At 27.8% G+C, this 14,703-nt stretch carries 17 protein-coding genes; 3 read left to right on the top strand and 14 right to left on the bottom strand.

Translation table 11 applies throughout. The features are described 5' to 3' along the window. Nucleotides 1–9: 9 nt before the first annotated feature. From ASHG_RS02450 to ASHG_RS02480, 6 genes are all read right to left on the bottom strand, one after another. Nucleotides 10–483, bottom strand: coding sequence for a BRO-N domain-containing protein (locus ASHG_RS02450; RefSeq protein ID WP_051145862.1), 474 nt, complete (start codon nt 481–483; stop codon nt 10–12). A 121-nt stretch (nt 484–604) separates the two neighbouring features. Continuing rightward, nucleotides 605–910, bottom strand: coding sequence for a hypothetical protein (locus ASHG_RS02455; RefSeq protein ID WP_040397307.1), 306 nt, complete (start codon nt 908–910; stop codon nt 605–607). 133 nt (nt 911–1,043) lie between these two features. Continuing rightward, a complete protein-coding gene (locus ASHG_RS02460; RefSeq protein WP_040397309.1) occupies nt 1,044–1,760 on the bottom strand; it encodes an ATP-binding protein in 717 nt (238 codons plus the stop codon). Next, nucleotides 1,761–2,651 (bottom strand): hypothetical protein, encoded by an 891-nt coding sequence (locus tag ASHG_RS08705; RefSeq protein ID WP_148334110.1) that lies wholly within the window; start codon nt 2,649–2,651, stop codon nt 1,761–1,763. A 171-nt stretch (nt 2,652–2,822) separates the two neighbouring features. Then, nucleotides 2,823–3,020: a hypothetical protein gene (locus tag ASHG_RS02475; RefSeq protein ID WP_040397310.1), complete on the bottom strand. Its 198-nt coding sequence runs from the start codon at nt 3,018–3,020 to the stop codon at nt 2,823–2,825. A gap of 3 nt (nt 3,021–3,023) precedes the next feature. Then, on the bottom strand, nt 3,024–3,224 hold the full coding sequence (locus ASHG_RS02480; protein WP_040397312.1) for a helix-turn-helix domain-containing protein: 201 nt from the start codon (nt 3,222–3,224) through the stop codon (nt 3,024–3,026). A 136-nt stretch (nt 3,225–3,360) separates the two neighbouring features. On the opposite strand from ASHG_RS02480, the gene ASHG_RS08710 reads away from it, so the two are divergent. Together ASHG_RS08710 and ASHG_RS02490 are read left to right on the top strand one after the other, a co-directional pair. Beyond that, nucleotides 3,361–3,927, top strand: a complete 567-nt coding sequence (locus ASHG_RS08710) for a helix-turn-helix domain-containing protein (RefSeq protein WP_051145864.1) — start codon at nt 3,361–3,363, stop codon at nt 3,925–3,927. 2 nt (nt 3,928–3,929) lie between these two features. Further along, the gene (locus tag ASHG_RS02490; protein WP_040397314.1) at nt 3,930–5,030 is read left to right on the top strand and encodes a site-specific integrase; all 1,101 of its coding nucleotides are present in this window, start codon (nt 3,930–3,932) and stop codon (nt 5,028–5,030) included. Between the two features lie 691 nt (nt 5,031–5,721). Here the strand turns inward: ASHG_RS02490 and pepD are convergent. The 4 genes from pepD to ASHG_RS02510 form a co-directional block, all read right to left on the bottom strand. Continuing rightward, complete coding sequence (gene pepD / locus ASHG_RS02495; RefSeq protein ID WP_040397316.1) at nt 5,722–7,122, bottom strand: beta-Ala-His dipeptidase; 1,401 nt, start codon at nt 7,120–7,122, stop codon at nt 5,722–5,724. Beyond that, nucleotides 7,122–8,333 carry a peptidase T gene (gene pepT / locus ASHG_RS02500; RefSeq protein WP_040397317.1) on the bottom strand — a complete coding sequence of 404 codons (1,212 nt, stop codon included), beginning with the start codon at nt 8,331–8,333 and terminating at the stop codon, nt 7,122–7,124. The genes pepD and pepT overlap by 1 nt, the downstream gene beginning before the upstream one ends. Nucleotides 8,334–8,345: 12 nt before the next feature. Next, entirely contained in the window at nt 8,346–9,872 is a 1,527-nt protein-coding gene (locus tag ASHG_RS02505) for a YfcC family protein (protein WP_040397318.1), read from the bottom strand. A gap of 246 nt (nt 9,873–10,118) precedes the next feature. Further along, nucleotides 10,119–11,402, bottom strand: coding sequence for a bifunctional folylpolyglutamate synthase/dihydrofolate synthase (locus ASHG_RS02510; protein ID WP_040397319.1), 1,284 nt, complete (start codon nt 11,400–11,402; stop codon nt 10,119–10,121). A gap of 87 nt (nt 11,403–11,489) precedes the next feature. Here ASHG_RS02510 and ASHG_RS02515 point away from each other — a divergent pair, with 87 nt between their 5' ends. Further along, nucleotides 11,490–12,203: a heparan-alpha-glucosaminide N-acetyltransferase domain-containing protein gene (locus tag ASHG_RS02515; RefSeq protein WP_040397320.1), complete on the top strand. Its 714-nt coding sequence runs from the start codon at nt 11,490–11,492 to the stop codon at nt 12,201–12,203. A gap of 49 nt (nt 12,204–12,252) precedes the next feature. Here ASHG_RS02515 and ASHG_RS02520 read toward each other — a convergent pair whose 3' ends face one another. The 4 genes from ASHG_RS02520 to rplA form a co-directional block, all read right to left on the bottom strand. After that, entirely contained in the window at nt 12,253–12,702 is a 450-nt protein-coding gene (locus ASHG_RS02520; protein ID WP_040397322.1) for a Fur family transcriptional regulator, read from the bottom strand. A gap of 111 nt (nt 12,703–12,813) precedes the next feature. Continuing rightward, nucleotides 12,814–13,194, bottom strand: coding sequence for a 50S ribosomal protein L7/L12 (rplL, locus tag ASHG_RS02525; protein WP_040397324.1), 381 nt, complete (start codon nt 13,192–13,194; stop codon nt 12,814–12,816). A gap of 34 nt (nt 13,195–13,228) precedes the next feature. Then, nucleotides 13,229–13,777, bottom strand: a complete 549-nt coding sequence (gene rplJ, locus ASHG_RS02530; protein WP_040397325.1) for a 50S ribosomal protein L10 — start codon at nt 13,775–13,777, stop codon at nt 13,229–13,231. A gap of 198 nt (nt 13,778–13,975) precedes the next feature. Then, nucleotides 13,976–14,686, bottom strand: coding sequence for a 50S ribosomal protein L1 (rplA, locus tag ASHG_RS02535; protein ID WP_040397330.1), 711 nt, complete (start codon nt 14,684–14,686; stop codon nt 13,976–13,978). Nucleotides 14,687–14,703: the final 17 nt, after the last annotated feature.

Below are 14,703 nucleotides of genomic sequence, written 5' to 3' on the forward strand. Positions count from 1 at the left end.
AATCAATACTTATATACGTTCATAATCTCTTATCATTTTCTTAGCTATTTCAATAATCTTATCGGGGTCATCAATCATTTCTTTTGCCTTTTGGTCAGTTACATACCCCCCATATTTTCTAATTGACGGTAGCACTTCATGAGTAACCCAACGTTTAAATCTTTTTGCGTTTTCTTGGTTTGACCCAAATATCGCCTCATAAAGTCCACTTTCATTTATCAATAACATTCTTCTAATATTTTTATTAGGTTCAACTGGTGTAGCTAAACGGACGAACCTAGTATAATCAATATTTTGTGGGTCAATCTCCATATAGTTTTTCTTATTTAAAAGTTTTCTCATGTTGGCAGTTTCTTTATATCCCAAAACTTTTGAAACATCTTTACCAACGAACCAAGGTTCGCCATCTTTATCTGTCATAATCCTAACCGACTTAAATTCGTTATCTTTAAAAAAATCTTTTATAGTCAATTCATTTTTCATTTTAACCTCATCATATTTTGCTCTCTATTTTACGTTTTAAGGCTTTTTTATATGTTAGTTATATAAATATATGTCTATACCTATATTTTTAATTCTAGTCTTATTCTGTGAATCATTTCGCCTATTGTATGCCCTCATTGATAGCTTGATTTTTATTTTCTACTTCTATTTTGTCAGTCGCGTTTTTTTGACTTCTTACCAAATCATAAATAATAGTTTCTAAATCGTCTACCTCGTCTTTTATTCTATCAACGGTTATATTTACAATATAATCAAAGCCTTTCATTCTATCTTTATCTACAATTACTTGATCACTCTCTTCAACCGTGCCTTTAAAATATAGCAAATCTTTCAAGGCTAATACGTCCATACCTAAAGTGTCTATATTGTTTCTTAAAGCGTTGTGATTATATTTTGTTGTGTCCATTTTCTTATATCTCCAATCTTATTTATTTTAATTTTTAATCTTTTAATTTTTCGTTGAATAAGTTATAATATACATGATTGTATATATTACTTGTTTAATGTTTAGGCTTTACCGTTTTTGGTAAAGCCATTTTTTATAATTTTTTCCTAAAACTATCACCATTTAATTGGTAAAGGTTCATAGCTCCGTTCATTCTATCCAATATTTGTTGAGGAGTTTTATTCTCATTAGAGCCACCCCATCTTTTAATCAATTGTTTTGCATTGTAATTTGATGTTATAAAAAGCCTATTACCTCGATTCATAGTTTCATCAATAACCCTTTTAATTGCACCTACGCTCCATTTATTGTCTGTATCTCCTAGCTCGTCTATAAATACTAAATCATGAGAGCCTATTTTTTTTATAATATCTTCGGGTCTTTCTGGAGATTTGGTATCAAAAGCTTTTGTTATCTCGTCAACCATTCCCATTTCACTTGAAAAATATAAGGTTTTATTATAATTTTTGACTATCTTTTTACAAGTTATCCCAATAAGAGTTGTTTTCCCTATTCCCGTTTCACCAATTAAGCCAATGCCCTTTCTAGTTCTTTTATAGTTTTTAACGTATTGTGATAAGTCTCTAATCATCTTGATGTTATCTTTATTTTCTATCAAGTCGGAAAACTCATATTTCTTAGCATTTTCTGGTAAAGATGAATAATCACCCTCACCCTTTTTCTTATAATAACTTTTAGATGTTTCATTGATTCGTTTTTGTAAATCTCTACATCTTTGTTTATATCGTTCTTCACCTAACTTTGAATATCCTTTCTCGTTTGTATTGTAATCTTCCATAGGTTTTTTCATTTACCAGCCTAATCCTTTCGTAAAATTATTTATATATTCGTCTTGTTCTGATACCTTATCAGAATAATTGCCCTCTAATACTTTGATAAAATTAGTAGGTTTCACAAACCAATCAATCGTGATTCTAAAGTCATTTACATAGCCTTTTAAAAAATTACTGTCTTTTATCTTATCAATAGCCTCTAGAACTTTCTCCAAGCCATGTTCATTTATCCTTGCCCTTAACATTTGATACCTTTGTGTATTGCTATTTAAAGCTTGAACTTTTGGTATATTCACATCAAGGTTATTCCATTTATCCAATATTTTTTCTAAAGATTCTTTACTTAATTTATTTGAATTATTATTTTTGATTTCTTCATCTTCATTTTCAGAATTATTTTTAAATTCGTGATTTTCATCTTTGACCTCGACATCACGACTATCCTTATCTGAACTCTTCTTATCTAAACTAATCTTATCTAATCTTATCTTATCTGTGTTAACCAATGGTAAACCATCGGTTGCCACTTGGTTGCCATCTGGTTGCCAAATGGTTGCCATATTTTTTTCATTAATGTAATATCGCTTATTTCTAACGTTTATAAGAGATAATTCATCTTTATAAATAGTTTCATTGTATCTGTCCTTTCTTAATTGGTTTGACTGTAAAAAATCTCTAACAACTAGTACGCCACTTTCAAAAACATAAATATATCCTAGTTTTTGTAGCTCGTATAAGTTTTCTTCATCGGCGTTTATTACATTCATATACATTCTGTAATTGTTGGAAAATCCGTCATCATCAACTAATAAGCCAATATGAAAATATAATAATTGAGACTTAATACTCATAGAAAAAAACTTGTCTGATTGTATTAATTCTTTTGAAAACATTCGTCTATTTGCCACTTTTCCCCCTTTCTTTCTGGTCGCCACTTGGTTGTCATCTGGTCGCCACTTGGTTGTCATCTGGTCGCCACTTGGTTGTCATCTGGTTGCCACTTGGTTGCCATATGGTTGCCACTTGGTTGTCAATATAACATTTGTTTAAATTCAAATATTTGGAGATTGTTTCAACTATTAAAATTCTTTTTTTACTATCTCCAAATCATCAAGACTTAAATTATATCTTTTGATTAAATAGTCGGCAGGTATTCTGCCATTAATTGTTAAATATCCGTCCTTTTGTAATTCGGCGTTTAATTCTCTCATACACTTATAGGCTTTTGATCTATTAACGTTTAATAGTTTCATTACTTGTTTAAAGTCTAATAACATTTTTTAGTCCTCCATTTTTACAATATTTTCAACTTCAACTTCAAGTGCTTTAGCCAGTTTATTAATTATATTAGGTTTAGCATAACCACGTTGTAAAATCACCCCTAACCATTGACGGGATACTCCCATCAATTCGGCTAACGTTCCATTGTTCAAATTCTTTTCAGTCATACATAATTTAATATAGGACTTGTTTAAATTCATTCTTTACCCCCTTAATTATAAATTTTAGTATTCACTTCACTTTAATTTCACTGTAATACTTTTTTTTTACTTTGTCAAGGCTTTTGTGTTGAAGTTAAAATTTTATTCTGTTATAATTTCAATAAGGAGAATAAACATGAATAATACAATCGGTGAAAATATAAAATCATTTAGAATTATGAGAGGACTGACACAAAAACAAGTAGCAGAAAATACCAATTTATCTATAACTTTTATATCTCAAATAGAAAACGGTATTTCAAATCCATCAATTGAAAGTTTAGAAAAAATAGCTGATATTTTAAGAGTTTCTGTTGTAGACTTAAAATCTAAAAATGGTTTTACAAATTTTAGAAGCGAAAGGCTAAGGATTGTAAAACTATTAACTGGTTTAACAAGAAGAAACAGAATAAAATGGGATATAAAGAAAGAAAAATTAATAAAATGTAAAACTGAAATTTTTGGTAACATTTATTACTTAACTTTTTCAGAAACTGAACATAAGAATTATAGCTATATTGATTTTATTTTAGAAAACAAAGAAAAAAATATGAAAATTAATTTTTTAGAAAATTCTACAGATGAAGTCTATGAGGCTACAATTAGTTTAATATCAACTATAATGCACCCTTATGAATATAACACTGAAAAAGAACAAGCAAATCAGATTATAAACGACCTTGAAAACTTACTAGACGAATAACCATGCCAGCATATAAAGACAAAGATAGTGGAAAATGGTTGTGTAAATTTTATTACCAAGACGGGAACGGAAATAAAAGACAAAAAAAGAAAATGGGTTTTGATACAAAAAAACAAGCTTTAGAATATGAAAGAGAATATCTTTTAAAACGTCAAGGTCAACCTACTATGTTGTTATCTAGCTTTATAAATCTATATGAAACTGACCAATTTCCACAATTAAGACAAAACAGTATAAGAACTAAAGGTTCAAGATATAAAAAAATTATAGAGACTTTTCCCGATATGCCTTTGAATGAAATATCTCCAAGAGATATTAAAGCTTGGCAAAATAAACTTATTAGCCTTGACCACTCTAATGGATATATAAAAGCATTGCAAACAGAATTTTCAATACTTTTAAATCATGCAGTTAGATTTTACGGATTGCCTAAAAATCCCATACACATGGTGAAGCTTGCAAAAAATCCTAACTATATACCCCCTAAAATGCGATATTGGACGTTTGAAGAATTCAGACAAGTATATAATCAAATAGACAATATAAAATCAAAAACAGCTTTAAATTTGCTTTATTTTACGGGTATGAGAAAAGGCGAACTTGACGCCCTAACATGGGAAAAAATAGACTTTGAAAACAAAACTATATTGATTGATAGATCTCTTCAAAGATTAAAGGGTAAGGATGTAGTTACACAAACGAAAACTTATGAAAGTCGTAAAATAAGCCTACCTAATACGACGCTTGAAATTCTTGGAGATTATAAAAATCATTGCTACAACATCAACAAAGAAGATAGAGTTTTCCAATGGGAAAAAAGATATGTTGAAAATGGTATAAAACAAGGTGTAGAAAAAGCCAATCAAGAAATTAAAGAATATAATAAAAGTCATGAAGATAAAAAGCCATTGATCAAAAGAATACACGTTCACGGATTGAGACACTCTCACGCTAGTTATTTGATAAATCACAATATCAATATTGTCTTAATCTCCAAAAGACTTGGACACAAAAACACATCAATCACCCTTGATACTTATAGCCACTTTTTCCCTATTGCTGAAAGTAAATTAATTGATGTAATGAATAATGAAAAACTATAAAAAAAGGTACTAAAAAGGTACTAAAAATTTAAAAACTATATAAAAATAGTGGATTTTAAGGGAGATTAAAAAATAAAGATGTTGAATTTTCAACGTTGTAAATTATAGTAAACCGTCTTTCTGTCTCCCGTCATCTCCACCATACATATTATAAACCTTGATTTTTCAAGGTTTTATTTTTTTCTGATAACAAATTGATAATATAAATTTTAAAAGTTATTTCATAATATTATTTTTAATATAAAAAAAGACACTCAAAATAGTTTTTTATTTCTATTCCAAGTGTCTTTATACGTTAAATTTTTTTATTTATTCCTTATAAAAATATAATTTTATAAAATTATATCGCTATTAATAATCTAAATGTATAGATTTGTTTAAATTTTATAAAATTGTAGTAATATATTGTTAAATAGAGACTTTACTACCTTTCGCATTTGTGGAGGGACAGTAAGAGTCTCTATTTTTATCATAATATTAAATAATAAATATTATAATTTTATCTAATTCAATGATTAGCAAATTGGTGTTACAAAATTTTTAGAATATATTTTTAATGATTCCAATATATCAAACTTACTTATTTAAATATATATTTATAATTACTTTTAATTTTAAGATATAAAAAAGATGATGTAAAATAGTTTTATCTATTTCTAACATCATCTTTTTTTAAAGTATTTTTTATATCTTATTTAATTTCTTTTAATAATTCTTGTACATATTCATAAACTCTTTGTACTGATTCTATTTCTACTTTTTCATCTGGAGAATGAGCTCCTGTGATATTTGGACCTATTGAAATTATATCCATATTTGGATATTTTTCATATAATGCTCCACACTCTAATCCAGCATGAATAACAATAGTTTCAAATTCCTTGCCTTCTAATTTTTTATAAATTTCTTGAGCAAGAGGTCTTAATTTTGAATCTTCTCTATATTCCCATCCTGGATAAATAGAATCTATCTTATAGTTTATTCCTAGATTTTCAAGAATTGTTTTTATTTCTTTTGATAATTCATCTAACACATCATTATCTGAAGATCTTAATGAAATTTCACTTTTTACTGATCCATCTTCTTCTTTTACTAAAGCTAAGTTATCTGAAGATTCTACTGTAATTCCGTCTTTCATCATTGAATTTTTACCAGATGGAATTTCTATTATCATTTTTATAATTTTTTCTGATAAATCTTTTGGATAGCTTTTTCCAGATGCTTCATTTATATCTATTTTTAATTCACCTTTCACATCTTCAAATTCTTCTATAGCTTTTTCTTTAGCACATTCTAATTCTTCTAGGTTTGATCCAAATATTTTTAAACTTGCTGATGATGGAATTATGTTATCAAGGCTTCCAGCGTTAAATTCTCCAATTGTAATTTCTGATTTAACATTTTCTAATATTTGAGCTAATACTTTAATTGAGTTTCCTCTATTATCATTGATATCCATTCCAGAGTGACCACCAAGTAGACCAGAAACTTTAATTTCAAAACCGTCTTTTTCTTCTTGATCCCCTATCTTTTCATCTACAAAAAAAGTAATTCCACCAGCAGATCCTACTGTTAATATTCCTTCTTCTTCAGAATCTAAATTTATTAAATATTCACCTTCTAAAACATCACTTGCTAAATTTAATGCTCCAGCCATTGAAGTTTCTTCTTCAGTTGTAACTAAGAGTTCTAATTGAGGTCCTACATAATTTTCATCTTCCAATAATGCAAGCCCCATAGCTACTGCTATTCCGTTGTCTGCTCCAAGTGTAGTATCTTTTGCAGTTAGATAATTACCATCTATTACAGGAATTATTGGATCTTTTAAAAAGTCATGATTTGAATCATCAGTTTTTGATGCTACAATATCCATATGACCTTGAATTACAACTTTAGGTGCATCTTCATATCCTTTTGATGCATTTCTTTTTATAACTACATTTAGGCTTTCATCTTGATATGTTTCTAAGTTTAATTCCTTTCCAGTTTTTACTAAGAAATCAGAAACTTCTTTTTCATGAAAACTTGGTCTAGGAATTTCCATTAATTTTGAAAAGTAGTAAAAAACTCTTTGTGGTTGTAAATTTTCCATTATTTCTCCTCCTTTGCATTCAATTGAACAATATTTTTCAAAACTTCGTATGATTTTTCCATAATATCAACAGATAATAATTCGTATCTGCCATGGAAATTATATCCTCCTGTAAATAAATTAGGTGTAGGAAGACCTTTATAGGATAAACTAGCTCCGTCAGTTCCTCCTCTTACAGGTTTTACTATTGGATCCATGTCTGCTTTTTTTATAGATTCTTTTGCAAGATCAACTATTTCTATGCAAGGTTCTACTTTTTCTTTCATATTATAGTATGAATCTTCAATTTTTAAATCAATAATTTTTCCATACTTATCGTTTAGGAAATTAACTGTTTTTTCTAAATATTCTTTCTTATAATTGAATGATTCTTTATAAAAATCTCTTATCAAATACACAATATCAACTTCAGCAGATGTACCATAAATTTCATCTAACATGAAAAATCCTTCATAACCTTCTGAATATTCTGGTCTTTGATTTACAGGTAGCATTGAGTTTAATTCTTGTCCAACTATAAGAGCATTTATCAAGACATTTTTTGCAGAACCTGGATGAACAGATTTTCCTTCAATATGAATCTTAGCAGTTGCAGCGTTAAAGTTTTCATATTCTAATTCTGCAACAGGTCCACCATCTATTGTATAGGCAAAATCAGCGCCAAATTTTTCTACATCAAATAAGTCTGCTCCCCTACCAATTTCTTCATCAGGAGTAAATCCTATTTTTATATCACCAAAATTTAAATCTCTATTTTCTGTGAAAAATTTAGCTATTTCCATAATTATAGCTATACCAGCTTTATCATCTGCTCCAAGCAAAGTTGTTCCATCTGTTGTAACTAATTTATGTCCTACTAATTCTTTTAAAAATGGATATTCTTCTTCGCTTAATTTATATTTTTCATTTAATACAATATCTCCACCTTTATATGAATCAATAATTTGTGGATTAACATTTTTTCCTGTAATCTCTAAAGCTGTATCCATATGAGAAATAAAACCAATTGTAGGAACATTTTTTACTGTTCCTTCTATTGATGCATAAACATATCCATTTTCATCCACATGAGCATTTTCAATTCCTATTTCTTTTAAATCCTCAACAATAACTTTTGCAAGTTTCATTTGTCCTGGTGTTGATGGACATGATTCATTTTTATCATCACTTTGAGTATCATATTTGACATATTTTAAAAAATAATCTAACATAAAGTCTCCATTCTAAAGTACAGTTTGTAATCCTAACATTACTATAGCTAAAATCAACAATATTCCCATCAATGGCGCTATAAATTTAATCCATTTATTATATGAAACATCTACCATTTCTAGAGTTGCCAAAATCAATCCTGTTGGTGCAATTATTGCCATCCAACCTTGTCCAAAATTATAAGCTGAAACAACAACATCTCTTCCAAGAGAAACTGTATCTGCTAGCGGTGCAATAATTGGCATTGATAAAGTAGCAAGTCCTGATGATGAAGGTATAAAAATTCCCAAGAATGAGAATAGAATCATTTGAACAGATGAGAATAATACACCATTTATTCCGCTGATAATATTTGATGCACCATAAAGCATTGTATCTGAAATCATTCCATCATCTAATATAATATTTATCCCTCTAGCAACACCTATAATCAATGCAACAGAAACTAGATCAGCAGCACCATCTAAAAATGATCCTACAGCTTCTTGTTCTGGAAGTCCTGATAAAATTATTAGTAAAATTCCAACTACTAAAAATAAAGTAGACATCTCTTCGAACCACCATTCAAGGTTCATAACTCCATAAATCATAATTGGAAATGCTAACATGAACACAATAAGCATTGCTATTCTTCTAAAATTAAATGGTTCTACGTTTTCAGGATCATAATCTTTTAAATATTGATCTTTAATTCTAGGCATTTCTTCAGCTATAATTGAATTTGATGCATCTTTTTTCACCTTTTTTGAATATCTATATATATACCAAAGTGAAATAGCTTGTGCTAAAACTAAACTTATAATTCTTATTCCCATTCCTTCTTTAAAAGAAATACCCGCAGCATTAGAAGCAACAACTACTGAAAAGGCATTAGTAGTTGAAAACATTGTCCCGATTGATGAACCCATATAAATTGCTGCAATTGTTACCATAGCATCAAAACCTGAAGCTAAGAAAATTGGCATTAATATGGGATAAAACGCTATTGTTTCCTCAGCCATACCAAAAGTTGTACCACCTAAGGCAACAATACTAGATAATATTGCAACCATCAAAAATTCTTTTCCCTTTGTTACCTTTGATAAAGCTGCAATTCCTGCATCAAATGTACCAGTTTTATTCAAAATACCAATACATCCGCCAAGAATCAAAACAAATACAATAATACCTATAGAATCTGCTACACCATCAATTGGTGCTCTAGCAACTTTAAAAAATCCTTGTGGTTGTTGGTCAAGTTTATGATAAGTACCTGGTATTGCAACAGGTTTTTTAATATCCTCATTTACAAACTTTTTAAGAGGAACTGTTATCTTCAACTTATCCAATACATCTTGGGTTGCTGGTAGTTTTTCTTCTTCTCCATCAACCCCTGTTCTTAGGAATTCATTTTCTTCCTTATTATATTCTAACCTATCATAAGATCCAGCTGGAACTATAAAAGTTAAAATAGACGCCAAAACTAATACAATAAATAACACTGTAAAAGCAGAAGGAAATTTAAATTCCTTTTTATTCCTTTTCTTTAATTCACTCATATCGATACCTCCAATCCAAGCATACATTTCTTTCTTTAATTTGTCAATTATTTATTAAATTAAAGTATTTAAAATAAAAGATTGAGCTAAAATTGTTATCTAATGTTATTAATCAATAGTAATTGCTTTATTTTTTCTATTTTGCATATTTATATAATATATTTAGTTTTTATATTTTATAACTCTTTATTTTTTATGTTTATGAAAATATAAATAATAAAAATACCAAGATTAAGGATCTTGATATTATAATAATTCGTTTTTGTATTTAAATATTTGTCCAATTAAATATAAAGATCCACAAAACAAAACTAAATCATTATCTTTAGCCTTGGATTTTGCAAATTCAACAGCTTTAATATTATCATCAATTGCTGTAACTTTATTATCAAAATAATCTTCAACTATACTTTTTAATTCTTCTGACTTGAAAGCTCTAGGGTTATCTATACTAGTTACTAAAATTTCACTTGCAACGCTTGATAACTTTTCAATTATATATTTATAATCCTTATCTTTAAGAACTGAAAATCCAACAATTAACCTATCGTATTCAAAGCACTTTAAAGATTCAATCATTGAATCTATAGATTCTTCATTATGGCATCCATCTACTAATACTCTAGGTTTTTTCAAAATCATCTGTAGTCTTCCTGGGTTTTCACTATTACAAATTCCTTCTTTAATAATATTTTCATTTAATTTAAAATCATTTTTGAAATAATCTAATAAATTTATAGCATTACAAGCATTATAAATTTGAACTTTTCCAATTAAAGATGTTTTAATATTAGAATAATTTTTAAAATCAAATTGATTATAAGTACTATTTTGTGATTTAATGTTTACCTCATCAAATGAAAAATTATATATTGAAGCATTTTTAATTCTAGCTTCTTTTTTTATTATTTTATATACTGATTCTTTTTGAGGATAAATAAAAACCGGTACATTTTCTTTTATTATTCCTGCTTTGTTTTTAGCTATTTCTTCTATATTATTTCCTAATATATTAATGTGATCCATTGAAATTGTTGTAATGAGTGTTGCTATTGGTTTTTTTACAATATTAGTAGAATCTAGTAAACCTCCTAATCCTGTTTCAATAACACATACATCAACATTTTTATCATAAAAATATTTAAACATTATAGCTGTAATTACATCAAAATAAGTATTAATGAGATTAACTTCATCTAATTTTTTACATATAGGTTTAATTTGCTGGCTATAATAAATAAAGTCCTCATCGCTAATCGGCACTCCATTTATTTTTATTTCTTCATTTATTATTTCCATAAAAGGTGAAGTAAAAAGTCCACATTTGGTAGTTTTTGATAAAGTATTTGCTATATAATTTGCTGTAGACCCTTTGCCGTTTGTTCCTGCTATATGTATCACTTTAATTTTATCTTGAGGATTCCCCAATTCATTTAAAAGTGCTTTTATGTTATTTAAATTTTTCTTTCTACCAGAAGAATTACCTCTGCTATATATCCAATCAACGTAATAATTTTTATTCTTTAACATATTACCTCTTTTCTAACAATTATATTATATAATATTGCAAAATAAAGTAAAATAATAAGAAAGAAGATTTTTTTAGAAAGGAATAAAATGAAAAGAAATTATATATTAGACAACTACAGAGGAATCACTATAATATCAATGGTTTTATTTCATCTTTGTTATGATATAAACTTATATTATAAACTTGATTGGTACAATAATTTTTATATTAATAAAATTTGGCAATTATCTATAGCTATATCATTTTTTATTATTTCAGGTATCTCTTCTAATTTTTTAAATTGGAAAAAAAATTTAAAAAGAGGTGTTTTTATATCGATATTAGGTATTATCATAAGCCTTATTACCTATTTTTTTGTACCTGATCAATTGATAATCTTTGGAGTTTTAAATGGATTAGGCTTATCAATGATTTTAATCTCATTAATTCAAAGATTTATTAAGATTAATAATAAGTTACTAATCTTATTCATTATTTTATTTGTAATAACTTACAATCTTCCAAATCAAAAAATATTAACAAAACCTATAAATCCTTTAATATATGAAAAAAATTTATTCGTATTAGGTCTACCATCAGCAAAATTTCATTCTACAGATTATTTTCCTATAATACCATGGTTTTTTATTTATATCAGTGGTTTTATTATAGGAAAAATACTAATAAGAAATGATTTTTATAATTATTACGGGAAAAAGACATGGCTTACCATTATAGGACAAAATTCATTAAAAATTTATCTAAGTCATCAGATTATAATTTACTTTTTAGTATATTTTATTTTTAAATTTATCTTATAGTAATAAAATAAAAAGTGATAAAATAGAATAATCTATCTTATCACTTTTCTTATTCTTTACAATTAGGACAAATTCCTCTAATTGTAAGATCAATATTATTAATTTTATAATTTTCTAATTCATCTAACTTTAGATTTTCAATATTAACATTTAAATCCAAAATATCTCCACATTTTTCACATATAAAATGTGCATGATTTCTTTGATAAAAATCATATCTTTTTCTAGTTTGATTAAAATCTAATTCGCTAATAATATTATTTTTAACAAATAAATTTAAAGTATTATAAATTGTTGCTTGAGAAAGAACAGGATCTTTATATTTTAAATCTTTATAAATATCATCAGCTGTGGGATGATTTCTATTATTTACTAAATAATCCAAAATCATCATTCTTTGATGACTAACCCTAATGCCATGTTTTTTTAAAATATGTTTTTCTACCTCATATTTTTTAGACTGGTCAACATTAACAAGAGAATCTATAATTTCTTTCATTTTATCTTCTTTCCAAAACTAGAATCTTTCAAATTTAATATACATTATTAGTTTCTATATGTCAATAAATATAATAAAAAAAAGGCTCCAAAGAGCCTTTCTAAATAGAAACTATGCTAATTCTATTTCAGCACCAGCTTCTTCTAATTTTGATTTTAATTCTTCAGCTTCGTCTTTAGCTACGCCTTCTTTGATAGCTTTTGGAGCTCCGTCAACTAATGCTTTTGCATCTTTAAGTCCAAGACCTGTTACTTCTTTAACTACTTTGATTACGTTGATTTTTGAAGCACCTGCTGATTTTAATACAACATCAAATTCTGATTTTTCTGCTGCACCTGCATCAGCTGCTCCTGCTGCAGCTGCTGGAGCTGCTGCTACTGTAGCTTGAGCTGTTACATCAAATTCTTCTTCTAATGCTTTAACTAATTCTGATAATTCTAATACTGTAAGTTCTTTAATTTCTTCTAATAAGTTTGTTACTTTTTCTGACATTTTAATCCTCCGATATTTTTAATTAAATTTTATATTAAGCTGCTTCGTTTTCTTTTTTTTCTCTAACTGCATCAAGTGCATAAACAAGTTTTGCATTGATTTGTGATAAATCACCAGCAAGTTTTCTAATTGGTGCTTGCAATGTATTAACAAGCATAGAAGCAAGTTCTTGTTGTCCTGGTAATTTAGCAATTGCTAACATTTCCTCTGGAGTTTGATAATTTCCATCAACTACACCAGATTTAATAATAAGCTTATCTTTGTTTTCATCATCTGCATCAATATATTTTCTAGCTACTTTTGGTCCATCAACCATTTCTTCGTTTGAAAAAATAAGCGCATTAGAACCTTTTAGCTCTTCAGTAAATTGATCAAATCCTAGTTGTTGGAATGCAAATCTCATCATAGTATTTTTGTATACTTTATATTCTGTATTTGCATCTCTAAAATTGTTACGTAAATCAGTAATTTCTTTTACATCCATTTTATCAAATTCAACAAGAGTTACTGATTTTGCATTTTCAATTTTTTTAACTATTTCATTAACAATTACTTGTTTTTGTTGTATAGCTTTTTCAGACATATTTCACCTCCTATGGCTTTGGGTAGGTATATAAAAATCCCCACAATAAGGCATAAAATTATGCCTACATCGGTGGGGATGTAGATTCTTATTCCCACCTATACGGAATAATTAAACTCTAAAGTCTCCGTAGTCTTTGGTAGCCTATTTATTTGACTTTGACAGTATATCACTTTAAATATCACTTGTCAAATTTTTTTATTTTTCAACTAAGTCCATTGCTTTTGCTGGAGATAATTTAACTCCAGGTCCCATTGTTGATGCAATAGTAATTGATTTTAAATATTTTCCTTTAGCTGAAGCTGGTTTTGCCTTTACAATAGCAGTAATTAAGGCACTTAAATTGTCTGATAATTTTTCTTTTCCAAATGAAACTTTGCCTGTTGGTACATGAACAAGGTTATTTTTGTCTGTTCTATATTCAACTTTACCTGCTTTAACTTCTTTAATTGCATTGGCAATATCATTTGTTACAGTACCAGATTTTGGGTTTGGCATTAATCCTTGAGGTCCTAAAACTCTACCAAGTCTTCCTACTTGACCCATCATGTCAGGGCTTGTAACTATAACATCAAAGTCCAACCAATTTTCTTTTTGGATTTTATCTGTGTATTCTTCACTACCTGCATAGTCTGCACCTGCATTTAAAGCTTCTTCAACTTTATCATCTTTTACAATTGCAAGTACTTTAACATCTCTACCAGTTCCGTGTGGAAGTACAACTGTACCTCTTACTTGTTGGTCAGCATGTCTAGAATCTACACCTAATCTTACGTGTAATTCTACAGTTTCGTCAAAGTTTGCTTTTGCAGTTTTTTCAACTATATCTAATGCTTCTGATAATTCATATTCTTTTTGAATCTCAAAAGATTTTTTTGATTCTATATATTTTTTACCTTTTTTAGCCATGTTGCCTCCTTGTGGTA

The organism is Anaerococcus senegalensis JC48 (genome assembly GCF_000321005.1).
Taxonomy (GTDB): domain Bacteria; phylum Bacillota; class Clostridia; order Tissierellales; family Peptoniphilaceae; genus Anaerococcus; species Anaerococcus senegalensis.

Coding starts and splice junctions, on each gene's coding strand:
- ASHG_RS02450 (WP_051145862.1), bottom strand. CDS start 483: ATGAAAAATGAATTGACTATAAAAGATTTTTTTAAAGATAACGAATTT.
- ASHG_RS02455 (WP_040397307.1), bottom strand. CDS start 910: ATGGACACAACAAAATATAATCACAACGCTTTAAGAAACAATATAGAC.
- ASHG_RS02460 (WP_040397309.1), bottom strand. CDS start 1,760: ATGAAAAAACCTATGGAAGATTACAATACAAACGAGAAAGGATATTCA.
- ASHG_RS02475 (WP_040397310.1), bottom strand. CDS start 3,020: ATGTTATTAGACTTTAAACAAGTAATGAAACTATTAAACGTTAATAGA.
- ASHG_RS02480 (WP_040397312.1), bottom strand. CDS start 3,224: ATGAATTTAAACAAGTCCTATATTAAATTATGTATGACTGAAAAGAAT.
- ASHG_RS08710 (WP_051145864.1), top strand. CDS start 3,361: ATGAATAATACAATCGGTGAAAATATAAAATCATTTAGAATTATGAGA.
- ASHG_RS02490 (WP_040397314.1), top strand. CDS start 3,930: ATGCCAGCATATAAAGACAAAGATAGTGGAAAATGGTTGTGTAAATTT.
- pepD (WP_040397316.1), bottom strand. CDS start 7,122: ATGGAAAATTTACAACCACAAAGAGTTTTTTACTACTTTTCAAAATTA.
- pepT (WP_040397317.1), bottom strand. CDS start 8,333: ATGTTAGATTATTTTTTAAAATATGTCAAATATGATACTCAAAGTGAT.
- ASHG_RS02505 (WP_040397318.1), bottom strand. CDS start 9,872: ATGAGTGAATTAAAGAAAAGGAATAAAAAGGAATTTAAATTTCCTTCT.
- ASHG_RS02510 (WP_040397319.1), bottom strand. CDS start 11,402: ATGTTAAAGAATAAAAATTATTACGTTGATTGGATATATAGCAGAGGT.
- ASHG_RS02515 (WP_040397320.1), top strand. CDS start 11,490: ATGAAAAGAAATTATATATTAGACAACTACAGAGGAATCACTATAATA.
- ASHG_RS02520 (WP_040397322.1), bottom strand. CDS start 12,702: ATGAAAGAAATTATAGATTCTCTTGTTAATGTTGACCAGTCTAAAAAA.
- rplL (WP_040397324.1), bottom strand. CDS start 13,194: ATGTCAGAAAAAGTAACAAACTTATTAGAAGAAATTAAAGAACTTACA.
- rplJ (WP_040397325.1), bottom strand. CDS start 13,777: ATGTCTGAAAAAGCTATACAACAAAAACAAGTAATTGTTAATGAAATA.
- rplA (WP_040397330.1), bottom strand. CDS start 14,686: ATGGCTAAAAAAGGTAAAAAATATATAGAATCAAAAAAATCTTTTGAG.